The 17,892-nt window shown below is 43.0% G+C and carries 17 protein-coding genes and 1 pseudogene; 6 read left to right on the top strand and 12 right to left on the bottom strand.

The window, feature by feature from the left end; all coding sequences use genetic code 11:
• Positions 1-47 precede the first annotated feature (47 nt).
• The 5 genes from crr to cysZ all read right to left on the bottom strand — a co-directional run bounded on the left by crr (position 48) and on the right by cysZ (position 4,957).
• Positions 48-557, bottom strand: coding sequence for a PTS glucose transporter subunit IIA (crr, locus tag KHN78_RS03445; protein ID WP_005425608.1), 510 nt, complete (start codon positions 555-557; stop codon positions 48-50).
• A 105-nt stretch (positions 558-662) separates the two neighbouring features.
• On the bottom strand, positions 663-2,387 hold the full coding sequence (gene ptsI / locus KHN78_RS03440) for a phosphoenolpyruvate-protein phosphotransferase PtsI (RefSeq protein ID WP_211919822.1): 1,725 nt from the start codon (positions 2,385-2,387) through the stop codon (positions 663-665).
• A 140-nt stretch (positions 2,388-2,527) separates the two neighbouring features.
• Complete coding sequence (locus tag KHN78_RS03435) at positions 2,528-2,785, bottom strand: HPr family phosphocarrier protein (protein ID WP_099079289.1); 258 nt, start codon at positions 2,783-2,785, stop codon at positions 2,528-2,530.
• 296 nt (positions 2,786-3,081) lie between these two features.
• Positions 3,082-4,050 carry a cysteine synthase A gene (gene cysK / locus KHN78_RS03430; RefSeq protein ID WP_128811389.1) on the bottom strand — a complete coding sequence of 323 codons (969 nt, stop codon included), beginning with the start codon at positions 4,048-4,050 and terminating at the stop codon, positions 3,082-3,084.
• Between the two features lie 163 nt (positions 4,051-4,213).
• Positions 4,214-4,957 (bottom strand): sulfate transporter CysZ, encoded by a 744-nt coding sequence (cysZ, locus tag KHN78_RS03425; protein ID WP_211919821.1) that lies wholly within the window; start codon positions 4,955-4,957, stop codon positions 4,214-4,216.
• A gap of 251 nt (positions 4,958-5,208) precedes the next feature.
• Between cysZ and zipA the strand changes: the two genes are divergently transcribed.
• From zipA to KHN78_RS03405, 4 genes are all read left to right on the top strand, one after another.
• Positions 5,209-6,231 (top strand): cell division protein ZipA, encoded by a 1,023-nt coding sequence (gene zipA, locus KHN78_RS03420; protein ID WP_211919820.1) that lies wholly within the window; start codon positions 5,209-5,211, stop codon positions 6,229-6,231.
• 88 nt (positions 6,232-6,319) lie between these two features.
• Positions 6,320-8,332 carry an NAD-dependent DNA ligase LigA gene (ligA, locus tag KHN78_RS03415; RefSeq protein WP_211919819.1) on the top strand — a complete coding sequence of 671 codons (2,013 nt, stop codon included), beginning with the start codon at positions 6,320-6,322 and terminating at the stop codon, positions 8,330-8,332.
• Positions 8,333-8,845: 513 nt separating this feature from the next.
• Complete coding sequence (locus tag KHN78_RS03410; protein WP_211919818.1) at positions 8,846-10,246, top strand: multidrug transporter; 1,401 nt, start codon at positions 8,846-8,848, stop codon at positions 10,244-10,246.
• Positions 10,247-10,317: 71 nt separating this feature from the next.
• Entirely contained in the window at positions 10,318-10,680 is a 363-nt protein-coding gene (locus KHN78_RS03405) for a DUF2799 domain-containing protein (protein ID WP_211919817.1), read from the top strand.
• A gap of 88 nt (positions 10,681-10,768) precedes the next feature.
• Here the strand turns inward: KHN78_RS03405 and KHN78_RS03400 are convergent, their stop codons facing one another.
• The 6 genes and pseudogenes from KHN78_RS03400 to KHN78_RS03375 all read right to left on the bottom strand — a co-directional run bounded on the left by KHN78_RS03400 (position 10,769) and on the right by KHN78_RS03375 (position 16,200).
• Positions 10,769-10,945, bottom strand: coding sequence for a hypothetical protein (locus KHN78_RS03400; RefSeq protein WP_211919816.1), 177 nt, complete (start codon positions 10,943-10,945; stop codon positions 10,769-10,771).
• A 601-nt stretch (positions 10,946-11,546) separates the two neighbouring features.
• Complete coding sequence (locus KHN78_RS03395) at positions 11,547-12,002, bottom strand: NfeD family protein (RefSeq protein ID WP_211919815.1); 456 nt, start codon at positions 12,000-12,002, stop codon at positions 11,547-11,549.
• Positions 12,002-12,916 carry an SPFH domain-containing protein gene (locus tag KHN78_RS03390; RefSeq protein ID WP_211919814.1) on the bottom strand — a complete coding sequence of 305 codons (915 nt, stop codon included), beginning with the start codon at positions 12,914-12,916 and terminating at the stop codon, positions 12,002-12,004. Before KHN78_RS03390 ends, KHN78_RS03395 begins: the two co-directional genes overlap by 1 nt.
• 167 nt (positions 12,917-13,083) lie before the next feature.
• Positions 13,084-13,938, bottom strand: a complete 855-nt coding sequence (locus KHN78_RS03385) for a thioredoxin family protein (protein ID WP_211919813.1) — start codon at positions 13,936-13,938, stop codon at positions 13,084-13,086.
• Between the two features lie 480 nt (positions 13,939-14,418).
• A pseudogene (locus KHN78_RS03380) lies at positions 14,419-15,243 on the bottom strand (SDR family oxidoreductase); the annotation flags it as partial.
• 39 nt (positions 15,244-15,282) lie between these two features.
• Positions 15,283-16,200 (bottom strand): TIGR01777 family oxidoreductase, encoded by a 918-nt coding sequence (locus tag KHN78_RS03375; RefSeq protein ID WP_211919812.1) that lies wholly within the window; start codon positions 16,198-16,200, stop codon positions 15,283-15,285.
• A 401-nt stretch (positions 16,201-16,601) separates the two neighbouring features.
• Between KHN78_RS03375 and KHN78_RS03370 the strand changes: the two genes are divergently transcribed.
• Positions 16,602-16,811 (top strand): hypothetical protein, encoded by a 210-nt coding sequence (locus KHN78_RS03370; protein WP_223917759.1) that lies wholly within the window; start codon positions 16,602-16,604, stop codon positions 16,809-16,811.
• Positions 16,812-16,966: 155 nt separating this feature from the next.
• A complete protein-coding gene (gene yfcE, locus KHN78_RS03365; RefSeq protein WP_211919811.1) occupies positions 16,967-17,512 on the top strand; it encodes a phosphodiesterase in 546 nt (181 codons plus the stop codon).
• A 42-nt stretch (positions 17,513-17,554) separates the two neighbouring features.
• Here yfcE and KHN78_RS03360 read toward each other — a convergent pair whose 3' ends face one another.
• Positions 17,555-17,833 (bottom strand): SelT/SelW/SelH family protein, encoded by a 279-nt coding sequence (locus KHN78_RS03360; RefSeq protein ID WP_211919810.1) that lies wholly within the window; start codon positions 17,831-17,833, stop codon positions 17,555-17,557.
• Between the last annotated feature and the right edge of the window lie 59 nt (positions 17,834-17,892).

Here is a 17,892-nt window from a genome sequence, read left to right as displayed (position 1 = left end):
AAAACGCTGCCAATGGCAGCGTTTTTCGTGTTCGACGAAGTAAAAAATTACTTAGTTACACGTAGAACTGGAGTTTCACCAACAGTTACAGAACCAGAAAGCTTGTTTAGCTCTTTGATTTCGTCCATGTTAGAGATAACAACTGGAGTTAGCGTTGATTTCGCTTTCTCTTCTAGAAGAGCAAGATCGAATTCAATGACAGTGTCGCCAGCTTTAACAGTTTGACCTTCTTCAGCGATACGCTTGAAGCCTTCGCCTTTTAGTTCAACAGTATCGATACCGAAGTGAACGAAAAGCTCAACACCGTCGTCAGACTCGATAGAGAACGCGTGGTTCGTTTCGAAGATCTTACCGATAGTACCGTTTACAGGAGCTACCATTTTGTTACCAGCAGGTTTGATAGCAATACCGTCACCAACGATTTTCTCAGCGAAAACAACATCTGGCACATCTTCGATATTCACGATCTCACCAGACAGTGGTGCGATAATTTCGATTGCACCTGCGTCAGCGCTGTCGTCAGATACTAGCTTCTTAAGTTTGTCAAACAGACCCATTGTGTCATGCTCCTAACGTTTTATTTAATTCTGTCGAATTATAGTATACCAATCTTACGAGATAGACGACTTTTTTTAACCGTCTATCTCATTGGAATTCGTTGATTATTGAGTTTTCTCTGCGATGAACTTCTCTACTACTGCTTCGATTTCCGCCGCTGTAGGTAGTGCAAGCGCTTCTTCAGCCATTGCTTTCACTTCTGCAAAGTTAGAGTTACGAATAACTTTCTTCACAGTAGGGATAGAGATACCACTCATAGAGAACTCATCTAGGCCCATACCTAGAAGTAGAAGCGTTGCACGCTCATCACCTGCAAGCTCGCCACACATACCAGTCCACTTACCTTCAGCGTGAGAAGCGTCGATTACTTGCTTGATCACAGTAAGTACCGCTGGTGATAGTGGGTTGTATAGGTGAGAGATCATCTCGTTACCACGGTCAACCGCTAGTGTGTACTGAGTTAGGTCGTTTGTACCGATAGAGAAGAACGCAACTTCTTTCGCTAGGTGGTGTGCGATAGCTGCTGCTGCTGGCGTTTCAACCATAACACCGATTTCGATTTCTTCGTCGAATGCGTGGCCTTCAGCACGTAGTTCTGCCTTGTACTCTTCGATCGCTTTCTTAAGCTCACGAATTTCTTCAACAGAGATGATCATTGGGAACATGATGCGTAGCTTACCGTGTGCAGATGCACGTAGGATACCACGTAGTTGGTCACGTAGGATTTCACGACGATCCAAGCTGATACGCACTGCACGCCAGCCTAGGAACGGGTTCATCTCTTTTGGAAGATCCATGTATGGTAGATCTTTGTCGCCGCCGATATCCATAGTACGGATGATCACAGCTTGACCGTTCATTGCTTCTGCAACTTCTTTGTAAGCGTGGTATTGCTCTTCTTCAGTTGGAAGTGCATCACGGTCCATAAACAGGAATTCTGTACGGTACAGACCAACGCCTTCACCACCGTTACGGATGATGCCGTCACAGTCTTTAACAGTACCGATGTTACCGCAAACTTCTACGCGGTGACCGTCAGTTGTTTCTGCGTGTAGGTCTTTTAGCTTCGCTAGCTCTTCTTTTTCAGCAAGGAATGCAGCTTTAACCGCTTTTGCTTCTTCTACTTCTGCATCTGATGGGTTTACAACAATCTTGTTGTTCATCGCATCAAGAATCAGCATGTCGCCGTTCTTAACTTGCTTAGTGATGTCGTTAGTACCAACGATCGCTGGAAGTTCTAGTGAACGAGCCATGATTGAAGTGTGAGAAGTACGACCGCCGATGTCACAAGCAAAACCAAGCACGTAATCTAGGTTGATTTGTGCTGTTTCTGATGGCGTTAGATCGTAAGCTACTAGGATAACTTCTTGATCGATATCGCTTAGCGAAACGATGTTGATGCCTAGTGCATTTTTAACAAAGCGAGAACCGATATCACGGATGTCAGTTGCACGTTCTTTTAGGTATTCGTCATCAAGAGACTCAAGAGCACAAGCTTGCTCTTCGATAACTGTATGGATAGCGTGATCCGCAGTCATCTTGTCATTTTTGATAAGTGCTAGGATTTCCTCTTCTAGCTCTTCGTCTTCAAGAAGCATGATGTGACCTTCAAAGATCGCTTCTTTTTCTTCACCGAACGTTTCAAGCGCTTTTTGCTTGATGGTTTCTAGTTGAGCAGAAGATTTGTTACGAGCGTCGAAGAAACGCGCAACTTCAGCTTCTACTTGGTCGTCAGAAATAGTGTTTGTGTTTAGGACAATTTCATCTTCTTGAAGTAGTAGTGCTTTACCGATTGCAATACCAGGAGATGCTAGGATGCCTGAAATCATAGCTTTACCTTAAGTTTGGTCAACTTTATAAAACGGGAGAATAATGGTGCGCTAACGAATAGTCTTAGCTTAATTTTGAGTCTATTTCCAACAAAGCCATTTTGCTTTCACAAAATGGCTTCTGAAAATAGGAGACCGTATTAGTGTAGCTCATCCATTAGAGCAACTAGGTGGTCAACAGCTTGTTGAGCTTGAGGGCCTTCAGCTGAAATAGTAACTAGAGTACCTTTTACTAGGCCTAGTGTTTGTAGCTTGAATAGGCTCTTAGCGCTAGCGCTTTTACCGTTAGAAGTCACAGTGATGTCCGCGTCGAATGCTTTAGCTTCTTTAACGAACTGTGCAGCTGGACGAGTGTGAAGACCGTTTTCTGCTGTGATTTCTACTTGCTTCTCGTACATGTGATATACCCCAATAAATGTATTTTTTTGTTAGTTGTGACTAAGTTTTAGCTTAACCGCTTTATATCTTGTGCGCTAGCACGGGAGAGTTCAAAGCGTTTCAGAACTGATACTAGTCAAAAGTTTGGTGATTACGCAACTGTTTGCGTGCGTGACCACACTGAAACCTTTTTTGTTAGATTCTTTATTTTGAACCTTAAAATAAAACACCCCGATATTACCAAAGGTGAGGCAAGGATCAACAAAAAAGCCCCTGACCGGGGCTTTTTTAAACGAAAAATTGATTTGACCACATATTACTGTTGGTTCTCTTTCTCAGTAAATATGCCTGCAAAAAGCGCGGTACTTAGGTAACGTTCACCAGAGCTTGGAAGCACGGTGACAATTGTTTTTCCTGCAAATTCAGGTAGTTCCGCGAGGCGATTTGCGGCAACGACAGCTGCACCAGAGGAGATGCCTGCAAGGATGCCTTCTTCTTCCATTAGACGTCGAGCCATCTCAATGGCTTCTTCTGAAGTCACTTGCTCTACACGGTCGATAAGCTCTAAATCTAAGTTACCAGGGATGAAGCCGGCACCGATACCTTGGATTTTGTGTGGTGCTGGTTGGATTTCTTCACCTGCTAGTGCTTGCGCAATAACTGGAGATTCTGCTGGCTCTACCGCAACAGAGGTAATCGCTTTGCCTTTTTCGCCTTTGATGTAACGGCTTGTACCAGTGATAGTACCGCCTGTACCTACACCTGCGACAAATACGTCGATTTCACCATCGGTTGCTTCCCAAATTTCAGGACCAGTCGTTTTTTCATGAATTTCTGGGTTCGCTGGGTTGTTGAACTGCTGAAGAAGCAGATATTTTTCAGGGTTGCTTGCGACAATTTCTTCCGCTTTTGCAATCGCACCTTTCATACCTTTCGCGGCTTCTGTAAGTTCAAGGTTTGCACCTAGTGCTTTAAGAAGTTTACGACGCTCAAGACTCATGGACTCAGGCATCGTCAGTGTTAGTTTATAACCGCGAGCTGCTGCTACGAATGCAAGTGCAACACCTGTGTTACCACTGGTCGGTTCAACGAGCTCTACACCTGGCTTAAGTGTGCCAGCCTTTTCTGCTTCCCAAATCATGTTCGCACCGATACGGCACTTAACGCTGAAGCTAGGGTTACGTGCTTCGATTTTTGCGAGAACTTTGCCTTTGCTCACTTTGTTTAGGCGAACGAGAGGGGTATTACCAATAGTAAGAGAGTTGTCTTCGTAGATCTTGCTCATAGTGATGTTCCTTCATTACACGATTTGTGAATATGATTAGAAGAATATGCCGTATGAAAACATGGGAAAAGGATTAAAAAGTTATATCTTATGAGGTTGGTCGAGAAACATACAAAATAACGGGGGAGTGCATCATCACTCCCCGTATTTTTAGAAAAACTGTCTATCGCTGATGTTTAAACTCAGCCACCCACATTGCTGTTGCACCACAGACAGCCACAGGCATAACAATGAGGTTAAGAATAGGAATGGTGGTAAATATCGAGACCAATACACCGAATCCATAGGCTTTGCCTTGTTTCTGTTTCAATTTGTAACGCATATCATTAAATGAAACTTTGTGATTATCGAATGGGTAATCGCAGTATTGAATGGCTAACATCCAAGCCGTGAAGATAAACCACAAGAATGGGCCGACTGTCTGACCTAGTGCAGGGATCAGTAATAGCAAAAACAGACCAATTGCTTTTGGTAATACATAAAGTAGTTTGCGCCATTCACGGGCCATCACGCGAGGTACATCCTTGATGAGTGCCGCAAAGCCGTCGTCATTGACTTTTTGTCCTGTGAGGGACTCTTCTACTTTCTCTGCCAACAACCCATTAAAAGGCGCGGCAATGAAGTTTGCTAATGTACTGAAAAAATACGAGAAAGTGGCAAGAATAGTCAGTACCAAAATCGGCCACAAGAGATAAGTTAACCAAGATAAGAATTCTGGTAGTTGTCCGATCCAACCATCAATCCACACGTCGAGATGCGAGAATAGGTAGAAGATCGCACCACCTACGAGCAAAATATTGGCTAATAGGGGCAACATGACAAAGCGTCGGATTTCTGGTGAGAGTGCAATCTGTATTCCATACAGAAAATAACCGAACCCGGTTCTTGATTGATTGTTTAGAGTCATATTGGTTTTGTTCTTTGTAAGTGAAAATTCATTGTACTTAAGCCAGTAATTCTTTCAATGCTCTAACAAAAGATGCCTTGTAAAGTGGAATCGTGGCAAGAATCACAACAAAAAAATGGAACTTCTTGCATTAAGTTGTTCTAAACCTACATATAGTTTTGGTAAAGTAAAAGCATCATTCGGATTTATTACACTTGAGTGACCACTTGAGGATGTATAAGTGGTTAGAACAAGTAGATTGAGAGTAAATAATGCAGGAATTGCGATTCGTACTCATTGTTGTTGGCGCACTAGCCATCGCCGCATTGCTATTTCATGGCTTGTGGACAAGCAAGAAAGAAGGCAAAGCAAAATTTGGTAACAAGCCATTAGGCAAGTTGGACGTTGACCAGATTGATAAAGAAGAGCAAGAGCGTGATTTTGCTCATGGTCCAGAAGACGATTTTGAAATCATTCGCAAAGACCGTAAAGAACCAGATTTTGGTGTTGATAACGACAATGTATTCGACAATAAGTTCGTTGCTGACCCGCTTATTGACGATGTTCTTGAGGCAAAAGAGAAACCTCGAGAAGAAGAAGCTATTCCAGCATTCATCGCAACAAAATCGGTTGATGATGTAGAGCCGTTAATTGCAGAACCATTAGTTTCAGAACCATTAGCTTCAGAACCATTAGCTTCAGAACCATTGATGACCGAGCCTGTTAAACCTTTTGTCGAAGATGAAAAAGTTGAGCCGGTGTTTGCCACGCGCGAAACGGTAGAGGTGCCGGACATTAAAGAGTCACCGGGAAGTATCGAAACTCCAGTTGCCGTAGCATCAGTTGAAGCGGTTGAAGAGCCTAAGCCGGAGCCGGAAATGCAAGTGATTGTGCTGAACGTTCATTGTGCCGGTGAGGAAGCATTTGTCGGCACGAAGCTTTTTGACAGTATGCAGCAAAATGGATTGATCTATGGTGAAATGAACATTTTCCATCGCCATGAAGATTGGGAGGGGAATGGTAAAGTTCTCTTTAGTGTGGCGAATATGATGCACCCAGGTACATTGGAACACGATGACCCTGCAGACTTTTCTACAAAAGGTATTTCATTCTTTATGACTTTGCCATGTTACGGCCAAGCAGAGCAGAATTTTAACCTCATGCTGCGCATTGCCCAGCAGATAGCTGATGATATGGGCGGTAACGTGCTTGATGATCAGCGAAACTTGATGACACCAGATCGATTAGCATTATATCGTCGTCAAATTGTTGAGTTTAATGCCGCTAAGGCATAACCTTAACACCAAATAATGATAGGGCTCCGTTAGGGGCCCTTTTTCTTAGATTTACATCCTCATTGATGACCATACACAGGGCTTTAATATGTCTGAATCAGTTTTTCAGCGACTAGAAGAGCTAAAAGAGTCGCTGCACTACCACGCAGTTCGTTATTACGTGGAAGATAACCCAGAGATCCCAGATGCTGAATACGATCGTATGATGCGCGAACTATTGGATATTGAAGCTGAACATCCAGAGTTGATTAGCGTGGATTCTCCTAGTCAGCGTGTCGGTGGAAAGCCGTTGTCTGAGTTCAGTCAAGTGACCCACGAAGTGCCAATGCTGTCGTTGGACAATGCCTTTGATGATGAAGAGTTGAACGGTTTTCAGAAGCGAGCGCAAGATCGAGTCGTTGGACAAACTATTAAGCAATATTGCTGTGAACCCAAGTTGGATGGTCTTGCTGTTAGCTTGTTGTATGAAAATGGTGTACTTGTTCAGGCAGCAACACGTGGTGACGGTACTACAGGGGAGAACATCACAGAGAACGTACGAACCATCAGTGCTATTCCGTTAAAACTGCAAGGTAATGATTGGCCAACGCGTTTGGAAGTCCGTGGTGAAGTATTTATGCCAAAAGCGGGGTTTGAAAAGCTTAACGAGATTGCCCGTAAGAAAGGCGAAAAAGTCTTTGTTAACCCTCGTAATGCAGCAGCAGGCAGCCTACGTCAATTAGATTCGCGGATTACCGCTTCGCGCCCACTGAGCTTTTATGCATACAGCGTAGGTGTGGTAGAGGGCGCGACGCTTGCAACTAGCCACTATGAGCGTTTTCTACAAATCAAATCTTGGGGCTTGCCAATGTGCCCAGAAACCAAGCGCGTAGATAGCTTGGCAGAAGTAAAAGCGTACTATCAAGACATTCTTGCGCGTCGTGAAACGCTGGCATATGAGATTGATGGAGTAGTAATCAAAGTTGATGATATTGCCATTCAAGAGCGTCTTGGCTTTGTTGCCCGTGCTCCACGTTGGGCTATTGCTTACAAATTCCCAGCTCAAGAAGAAATCACAACACTGAATGAAGTTGAATTTCAGGTTGGGCGTACTGGTGCAATCACGCCTGTGGCGAAACTGGAACCTGTATTTGTCGGTGGCGTAACTGTCAGTAATGCAACGTTACACAATGCTGATGAAATTGAGCGCCTACAAGTGATGGTGGGTGACCAAGTGGTGATCCGTCGAGCTGGTGACGTGATTCCACAAGTGGTGTCAGTGATCAGAGAACGCCGACCTGACAACGCCCGCGAAATTATTTTCCCGAATGCTTGTCCGGTGTGTGGTTCTCATGTTGAGCGCATTGAGGGTGAAGCAGTAACACGTTGTACCGGTGGTTTGGTGTGTCAGGCTCAACGTAAAGAAGCGTTAAAACACTTTGTGTCTCGTAAGGCTTTAGACGTAGATGGCTTAGGTGAGAAAGTTATAGAGCAGTTAGTCGATCGCGAAATGGTGGAAACACCTGCAGACCTGTTTAAACTGTCTGCGGGCGTACTAACGGTTTTAGAGCGAATGGGGCCAAAGTCTGCGACCAACATTGTCAATGCGCTTGAAAAGTCAAAGCTGACGACTCTGCCACGCTTTTTATACTCACTAGGTATTCGTGAAGTAGGGGAAGCAACGGCGGCAAATTTAGCTCAGCACTTTAAGAAGCTCGATGTCATTCAACAAGCAACAGAAGAACAGCTTATTGAAGTGCAAGACATCGGTGTGGTTGTAGCAAAGCACATTACGACTTTCTTCGGTGAAGAGAAAAACCAAGCAGTGGTGGGCGACCTATTATCTCAAGGCATCCATTGGCCAGAAATCTCGGCTCCTCAAGCGGGGATTGAGCTGCCATTGGAGGGCAAAACGGTAGTGTTAACGGGCACGCTTTCTCAGCTTGGCCGTAGCGAAGCAAAAGAGGCATTGCAAAACTTAGGCGCGAAAGTGACAGGTAGCGTCTCGAAAAAAACCGATATTCTGTTTGCTGGTGAGAATGCAGGTTCGAAGCTGGCAAAAGCTCAGGAGTTGGGTATTGAGATTAAAACGGAGCAAGACTTACTCAATTTGATGAAATAACCCACAAAATAGATTTATAAACAATCATTAGAGCCCCAAGTGCTGGTCATTTGGGGCTTTTTATTTGCGATTAAAAAGTCCCCGCTTTTACGCCAAAAGATTTGCTAATTTCTTTTCAGTGATCAGGGTCTCTCAATCAATTATTGTTTTTTTTTGAAATATCACTCTGCGACCAACTTCAAACTTAAGGTGCGATATTGGTATTAAGTTGTTGAATTTAAAGCATTTAACTTTTTATGTAAATCAAATATTAAAAATAAGATCTAGATCAACAAGTTATATGGAACTTTGGCGTGGCTCATATTTTTTTAGAAAAAAAATAAGTTCCATTTGGATGTTTTTAGTTGCGAAGTTAGTCTTAGACACATGGATACACGGTGTGTATGCAGGAACTAAAAAAAAGAACCGATTTAGAAATGATGAGGTTCAGATAGGAATTTACTTCTCTCCTTCGGCGGCCAACTAAAGGTGAGAAAGAAAAATACAGCTATATCCATTTTTAGGAGTTTTTCCATGGACAAATTTTTTAAAGTATCTGCTATTACTGCTGCAATGATGGGCGCAGTAGCAACAGCTCCAGCAATGGCGAATGAAGACCCAATGGGTCCTGCTTATGCAGCAGAAGTGTCAGAGTTTTTCTCTGAGTCTACGATCAGCGGTAATTTTAACCTTTTCATGCGTGCTCGTGACCGTGCTGGCAAAGATGGTCACGGTAACGATACATCAAAGGGCACTAACCTAGACCATGGCTCAATTTTTGCCAACTTAGGTTTCCACTCTGGTTATGTAGCAGATACCGTTGGTTTTGATGCTGTAATTTACTCGACATTTGATATGTGGGCAGGTGAAGAAACAGGTGGTTCATTCGAACATGAAATGAACTTCTTTGATTGTAGCTCTCCATACGGTGCTGCAACATCATGTGATTCATACAACACTGATAACGGCGTATCATACGCTACTGCTGCTCTTAAATTTAAGTTCGGTGAAGACTTCAATGCTAAGTTGGGTTACTTCCAACCATCGGTTCCTAGCACATTAGGCGTTAACTGGTCATTCGCTCCTGGTACATACCGCGGTGGTGAGGTGGGTGCAAACTTTGATGCGCTATCTCTAGGTTTTGTTTACGCGGACCAATACAAAGCACCTTGGTTTAAAGAAACTTATGAATTCCGAGATGGTTCGTTCTGGGGTTCTGCTGGTAAAGATGTTGGTGACGTTTACTCATTCGGTGCACGTTACGCATTTGAAAACGGCATCTCTCTTGACGCAGGTTACGGTGGCCTAACAGACGGTGATCGTAAAAACTTCCACGTAAAAGTAAAAGGCACAACAGATGGCGGTCTATACTGGTCTCCACAACTTTACGTAGTAGATGATGATAACCAATACGATAGCACAGCATTCCAAGCAGCGTTATTGACAAGCTTCTCTCAAGGTCAATACTCATACCGCGCTGAAGCAACGTACACATCAGCAGACTCTGATAAAAAACGTGGTCAAGTGGGTAACATGGCTTACCGTCTGACTGAGCAATACGGTGGCTCTAACGGTGCTTACGAAATCTGGTGGAACAACCGTTCTGACTTTAACCACGATGGTGAATACGCATTCTTCCTATCTGCGACTCGCGACTTCTCTGACATCGGTGGTACAGGCTTCAGCGCTGGTCTAAGCGGTGCATACGGTGCAGGTGCAAAAGCTGCTGGTTACGATGAGCTAGTAGAATACGCATACAGCTTCTTTGCGAACTACGCAATCCAAGGTGGTGCATTGAAAGATGCTAACATTAGCTTCTACTACACTAACTTCTACAACGATTCTGATGCGTCTGATTGGGGCCCTTACTCTAACGCATTTAACGATGAAACAGACTTTAAACTAATTCTTACAATGCCATTTGGTGTTAAGTAACTAGTAAGTTGATATGATTAAAGCTGAGCAATCGCTCAGCTTTTTTTATATCTGAATTTAGGGAGCATACAATGAAGAAATTTCTAGTTATTCCTTTTGTATTATTCACACTCCAAGGATGCAGCAGTACCCCACAAACCCCCGCAGAATATTGGTTTTCTCAAGGTGAGCGGTTTGGCGCAAATGGGTACCAATATGACAATCACGTTTTGGCAAACTTAAAAGAAAAGACACCTTTTGATGAAGCCTCATACAAGCAAGGTTATGAGGCTGGAAAAGCAGAATACTGTGACCCATTTAAAGCGTTTGATAAAGGGATTCAAGGTATTCGCTACACGGACCAATGTGTTGGTCAACCACAGGAAGTTATGATCAAGGCGGAGTGGCAAAGAGGATGGGATGCGTTTATCGGTTCCGATTTTTACAAGCTCTAATTGATATCAATGAACATGTTACTACCGGCGAAGCTTATCTGATAAAACTTAGAATCAGATAAGCTTTTTAACTTGCAATAACCGTAAATTATTTAAATTTACCACCATATATGGTACATAGCTCACGTGGAAGATGTTTCACTGTTCCATCACTGAACGTACAATCAACCCCTGTTCCGAAAGCATGGCCAGAATTATTTTTTGCAAAAGAAATTGGAGCAGCAAAAATGAAACAAGCGATGATTAAAGATGTGATTTTTTTCATGATAAGTCCTCTTTCAAAGAAATTGGCCTAGCACTAACTTCGTAAAACTATCCATCCATTTTAAATATAAAACCCACTCTTTCTTTAATTATAATCGGGCCAGCAGTATAGTCGATTGAATGGTTGTATTTTCAAGTGGTCTTTCTTGTTGATATATCCTAACGTTATTTACTCGTTGTAAGAGAAAAATGATCATAGTAGCGTATCAAGACGGCCTTTGTGGCGTTTGCTACGTACCTACGTACCTACATGCATACTTGCAAGCACGTTAAGCAAATTAATTCTCATGCAATAAGTATGTATTCAGACCCGGAAAGATCAAAAATAAATTCATCAATATTTAATTTTTTAAATTAAATTAGTCATGATTGTCTTGTGTGGTTATTATGTAGGTTATTGATTGTTGGAATGAGGTTGAGAAATTTAAATGTGACCTGAGATAGAAAGGTATTAATATTTCTATTACTTAATTATTGTTGGTAATTAAATAACATCTTAATAAATATGGATTAGATGGGTGATGTATTGGAGGGACTTTGTTGACCCCCTATGTTTTGGCATAAATTGGAATAAACTATTTTTAACCCAGCAACACCGATCGTTATTTTGGTTCAATTAATAAAGTAATACCGTCAATGTCGATGATTTCTACTTTTGTTCCTGCAGATATGGCATGTTCGGTGTATGCAGACCACGTACTGTCCCCAATTCTAAGTCGATTAATGCCAGCTTGAAAATCCTCTTCGAGTACGATGGTAGTACCAATGAGTTGCTTATGCTTTTGATTAAGATTTCTTTGCTGATCGTGCTTTTTGTCGTTGGACCATTGTCTTCGCCACCATAGCCAAGTGGTCAGTAAGCTAAAAGCGGCAAAAGAAAACCACTGAACCTGCCAACCAATCGGTAGTATTGAAAGAATCAGCCCTACAACTAATGCGGAGAGCCCTAGCCAAAGAAAGTACCCAGCAGTGCCTAGTAACTCCATCGCAAGTAGGGCTAAACCAAATGCAATCCAATGCCAATAATTGATGCTTTCTAATATGCTAAACAAATCCATTATTCTTTGCCTTGTTTAAACATTTCTGCGACACCTGCAATTGAGCCCATTAAGCCGGTTGCTTCTATTGGCAACATAATGATCTTCCCGTTTTCTGCTTGTCCTATACTTTTTAATGCCTCGGTATAGCCTTGGGCAATAAAGTAGTTAACCGCTTGCATGTCACCTTGTGCGATGGCATCAGACACCATTTGTGTTGCTTTTGCCTCTGCCTGTGCTGCACGTTCTCGTGCTTCGGCATGTAAGATTGCAGACTGCTTTTCACCTTCCGCCTTTAAGATCTCTGATTGTTTTTGACCTTCAGCACGTAAGATCTCTGCTTGACGCACACCTTCTGCCTCTAGAATTTCCGCACGCTTGTTACGTTCGGCTTTCATCTGGGCATTCATCGCAGCAGTCAGGTCCGCTGGTGGTTGCACATCTTTGATTTCTATGCGAGTCACTTTGACGCCCCAAGGATTAGTTGCTTGGTCTACAATAGTCAGCAACTTGGTGTTGATCATGTCACGTTGACTCAGCATTTCATCGAGCTCCATAGAGCCGAGAACAGTACGAATATTGGTGAGCGTTAGGTTTCGGATAGCGTGTTCTAAATCATTGACTTCATAAGCTGCTTTAGCTGCGTCGATGACTTGAACAAAACCGACGGCATCAATAACGACATTTGCGTTGTCTTTTGAGATGACTTCTTGTGCTGGAATATCAAGCACTCGCTCCATCATGTTGATTTTTTGTCCGACTTGGTCAATAAAAGGGATAATGAGGTTGAGGCCTGGTTTCAAGGTGTGGGTATAACGACCAAATCGTTCTACTGTCCAATTATTGCCCTGTGGAACCGTCTTTACCGCAGAGGCAAGGATGATTACGGCAAGGACAACGAAAAACCCGATGGTAATCAATGAGTCAATTGGCATAAATTATTCCCTTAATCGCATATGAATTGGTTCATTTTTGCGCATATTGAATCATTAAACAATCGAAGAAATGCGAACTGGCGCTTATTCCAGACAGAATAAAGGCCGGAATAATCCAGCCTCAGTACGACATTACTTGTTGTTTTTACTCTCTTCCATTTCGCTCATCAGTAAAGGATTGAGTAGAGTTGACGGCGATATTTACTAGCTAAAGTATTGCCTTGACCAAGAGCACTCAGGATATCCATAAAGGTTTTCTTTACTTCCCCATCTTGCGCGCCCAGATTGGTCTTTAGAATGTTCCAAAGCAGTTCAAGCGCTTCTTCATCTCGGCCTACTTGATTGTATTGCACTGCGAGTTCACAGGCTAATTCAAGGTTGCTAGGGTTAGCAGTGTGCTCTTGTTCAAGTCGTTGCAGTTCTGGGCTATCTGCCGCTTGAAGATGTAAATCCAATTTAGCAATTAAGCCTTTGTAATAGTTGTCTTGGTATTCAAGAGGGATGGCAGCTAATAGGTTTTGTGCTAAGTCGAACTGTTTGGTTTCTAGTAAACAATCTGCGGTAGCTAGCTTTACATCACCACGGTTTTGGAGTTCTTCTGAAAGTGTCTGCAGAATCGTTAGTGCTTGAGCATGTTCGCCCTGCTGTAGTAACTCGCTTGCTTGTTTTAACTGCATTTCATCTTGGCTTGGAAGATGTTTGGCAAGCATGGCGGAAATCGCGTCGATAGGTTGTGCTCCGCCTAAACCATCTACAGCCTGACCATTAATGAACAACGCAACGGTAGGCAGTACTTGAACACCGAACTGAGAGGCGAGCGCTGGTTGCTGTTCGCAGTTAAGTAAAGCAAGTGTAAAAGCGCCGTTGTATTGCTGAGCTAGCATTTGTAGATCTGGTATCACTTGTGCGCTCTCAGGCTGAGCATTGGCCCAGAAGTGAACGACTACCGGAGTGTTCATTGATCCTTCGAGCACTTCACGGAAATTTTGTTCTGTTAACTCAACGATAAATGGGGATTGCATCAGAGTATCCTTGCTTTTGTTCTCATCTTTGATTGTAGATATGGAGTTGATCTTTGGGAAATTCAAGTGAGATGTTTCGCGTAACCTCACACACTGTTAAAGAGGTTATTTAGGCACAAAAAAGTAGGCGCAAAAAGGAAAAACGCTGCCGAAGCAGCGTTGTCCTAATAGCAAGCGAAGATGCTAAGAAATGAAAAATTATTGCCTTTCGCTAAGTGTGGTATCAAAAGAGGATGAACATGGTCAACACTACACCCACACTAAGCCAGTTAAGCTGATTTAATGTCATTGTTGTCTCGCAAATGTACAAAACAGAAATGGGTGTCGATACCAACTCTAGAGTGAGTATCTACATCATGTTCAGGCAACGGTAGATGTAAACACTAACTAGAAATTGATTCGAATGATGAGGTTTTTTAACCTACATGCTTAGAATGGCATCACATTGTTACGTTAAAATTACATGAGGACAAAAAGTATTTATGCTGCCTGTCGCAAAATTTTATCAAGGATGCGAGTCGGGAGCAGTCGCTTTAGTACCGCAAAGACTTTGGTCGGGGTGGTGATACGATAACGTATTTTAGGATTATCATTGGTTAAAGCATGCAGAACGGGTTTGATACAAGACTCGGGAGGGAGGACGAATTTGTTGTTTGACTTATCATTGTCTAACCGTCGTTTTTGGCCATCATAAGCCGCTTTGTGCGGGCTGTTTTCCACATCTATCCATTGCTCAAAGGCTTTTAATGCATTTTGTCTGAATTGCGTTTCAATTGGGCCGGGTTCAATCAATGCAACCTTAATGTTGGTGTCCATGAGTTCTAGGCGAAGGGTGTCAGTCCATCCCTCTAGGGCAAATTTAGAAGCATTGTAAGCTCCTCGATATTTCATTGCGGCAAAGCCGAGTACGGAACTGTTCTGAATGATGCGACCTTCCCCTTGTGCTCGCATATGAGGCAGAACTTCTCTGACAAGTTGGTGCCACCCAAAAAAATTGGTTTGAAATTGCGCTTGTAATGCTTGTGTTGGAAGATCTTCGAGTGCGCCAGGTTGACCGTATGCACCATTGTTAAATACCGCATACAAATTACCGTTTGCTAGTTCAAGCGCATGACGGACACCATGGGTAATACTTTGTGGATCATTGAGATCAAGTTGAATACAGGTCAATCCCTCAAGATTTAAGCGTTCGACATCTTGTTCATTTCGACAAGACGCAATGACATGGAAGCCATATTTTTGTAATGCATGGGCACACACGTAACCAATGCCAGTTGAGCATCCGGTGATAAGAACTGTTTTTTCATGTGATAAGGCTCATTGAGGGGCAATGAGCCTTATCATTCAATAGCTTCGGTCTTGAAGCAAGTGTTTAAGTGCGGGTTCTACTCTCGAATAACTGAACTTAAATCCGAGTTCGGTCAGTTTTTTGGGTTTTGCGCGTATGCTGTCAAACAAGAGACAAGAAGATTCGCCCATTGCGATACTCATTACCCATTTCGGCGTAAACAGAATGTGCGGGCGTTTGAGTGTTTTTGCCAGTGTACGACTGAAAATACGATTACTAACAGGGTGAGGTGCGCATAGATTGAATTCTCCATGAGCATGTGGTGTTTCGAGGAGGTACATAATGGCGCGAACCATATCGAGTATATGAATCCAAGGCATGTATTGCTGGCCATTGCCGATAGGTCCACCTAATCCAAGTTTGTAGGGCAACAGCATTTTAGCTAGCGCGCCGCCATGGGAGCCAAGTACAATACCGGTTCTGAGAATACATACGCGAGTTTGTTCTGATTCAGCACGTTTAGCTATTTGCTCCCAATGGGCACAAACGGAATGGGCAAAACCATCGCTGTTGACGTGTAAGCATTCATCAAATGGGTGGTCTTGTTGATCGCCATAATAACCGACAGCTGATCCGCTAATAAAAACAGATGGTGGCTCGGTACTGGCATGAATTAATTCAACAATTCGCTCAGTGACTTTCCAACGGCTCTTGCAAATGATTTCTTTTTGCTCTTGCGTCCAACGTTTATCAGCGATGGGCTCACCAGCAAGGTTGATGATCGCATCAACATCATTTAAATCTTCTATCGAGTCAAGAGAATCTAAATATTCAATATTGCCGACATCAGCATGCTGTAGACGTTGTTTTGCTTGTGCAGGGGTACGAGTTAACAACATGACTTTATGGGTGGTGAGAAGCTTTAATAATTCGGACCCAATAAAGCCAGTTCCTCCCGTCAGTAATATTTTCATATCTATCCTTTGAACATAAAAACTATGCACACAGTATAGCTGTTGTCTATCAAAAGTGATCAATTCAATGACTTGTGATGTTGATTTTATTACTAATTCTTGCTTGTTTGGTGCAAAGCAGGGTTTAGTACAAAGTAAGGTTTTAGTGTAAAGCAGGGCTTAACGGGCTTAAGCTCCCATTTGAGTGAAGATAACAACGTATTATGTAGTCTTTAGTTTGCTCATATTGTGTTTGGGTAAGAACCTAGCTCAAAGAGCGATGGGATCTTTTGTTTGAGACAAAGGACAAACGATGTTGAAATTAACCGTGAGTGCGTGTGATTTGGCTATAGGTGTCATTGCATATCCGTATTCAGAGGCTTATTCTTTGATAAACAAAGAATCATTAAGGATGTCATAACATGCCGTTAGTTGCGTGCCCTGTATGTGAGAAGCAAATATCGAAACGTGCTCATACTTGCCCTGGTTGCGGAGAACCCGACCCTCTTAATCATCTAGCGAAATCCAAGTTTGTTTCGTTTGTTTTCTGGACAATTGTTTTGGTTGGAGCGGCTTACATCGCCTGGTTTTATCTTGTACCGATGCTGGTGGAGATGCTTCGACATAAGTAATTAAGTGGTACAAGTAATTAAGCGTCATAATTAGCTAAGTGCCATAAGCCGTTAAACAATGTAGTCCCGAGTCGAGGCTAAGTCGTATGGGACACCAGTTGAGCTTCTGCAGGAATATCGTAGAATACCCTCAAACTTTTTGAGGAGACGATGTCGTGAAACTCTTTTTTGCCTCAGATTTGCATGGTTCATTACCTGCAACAGAAGAAACGATTCAGCTGTTTTTAGCATCTGGTGCGCAGCACTTGATTTTGCTCGGTGATACATTAAACCATGGCCCGAGAAACCCGATCCCTGAGGGCTACAACCCAACTCAAGTCGCGGAGTTACTCAATCAGTATAGTGAGCACATTATTTCTGTTCGTGGTAACTGTGATAGTGAAGTGGATCAGATGCTATTGAACTTTCCAATGATGGCAGATTACGCTTGGCTCTTACTTGAATCAGGGCAACGTATGTTTTTAACGCATGGACACTTGTACAACAGCGCTAAGCGTCCACCATTGCGTAGCGGTGATATTATTGCTCACGGGCACACCCATGTACCGGTCGCTGAAATGCAAGAGGAAGCTGTGATTTTCAATCCAGGCTCAATGACGTTTCCCCGTAATGCTTTACCACGAAGCTATGGCTTGCTGGATGGGAAAACTCTCACGGTGAAAACGCCGGATGGTGAAGTCTTGGCTCAGACTATGATTTGAGAATCGTTTAATCGTTCGAAAATAATGGGAGCAATGCGCTCCCTATTTTGTATCTGAATGTCCTAGATGACGTTCTGGATCAATGAGGTCTCTTACGCGTTGCTTGAGTACCTTTGCTTCAGGGAAGCCGCCGTCTTTCTTGCGTTCCCAGATTTGATTGCCATTACAAAAAATCTCAAAACGTCCTCCTGTGTCTGGATGCAGACTGACGGTTTCAATCTCTTCACTAAAAGTATGCAGTAGCTCCTGTGATAACCAAGTTGATCGAAGCATCCAATTGCACTGCCGGCAGTAATAAATGTCGATGATGGCTTTATCCATGATTTCTTTCCTTTATTTAGAGTCTGTGGCTCTTTAAATCTGAGTCTTGCAGCGGTTTG

The organism is Vibrio sp. B1REV9 (assembly GCF_905175395.2).
Lineage (GTDB): Bacteria > Pseudomonadota > Gammaproteobacteria > Enterobacterales > Vibrionaceae > Vibrio > Vibrio alfacsensis.
Note: the sequence above shows the minus strand (reverse complement) of the source record. Positions and strands in the feature narration are given on the sequence as shown.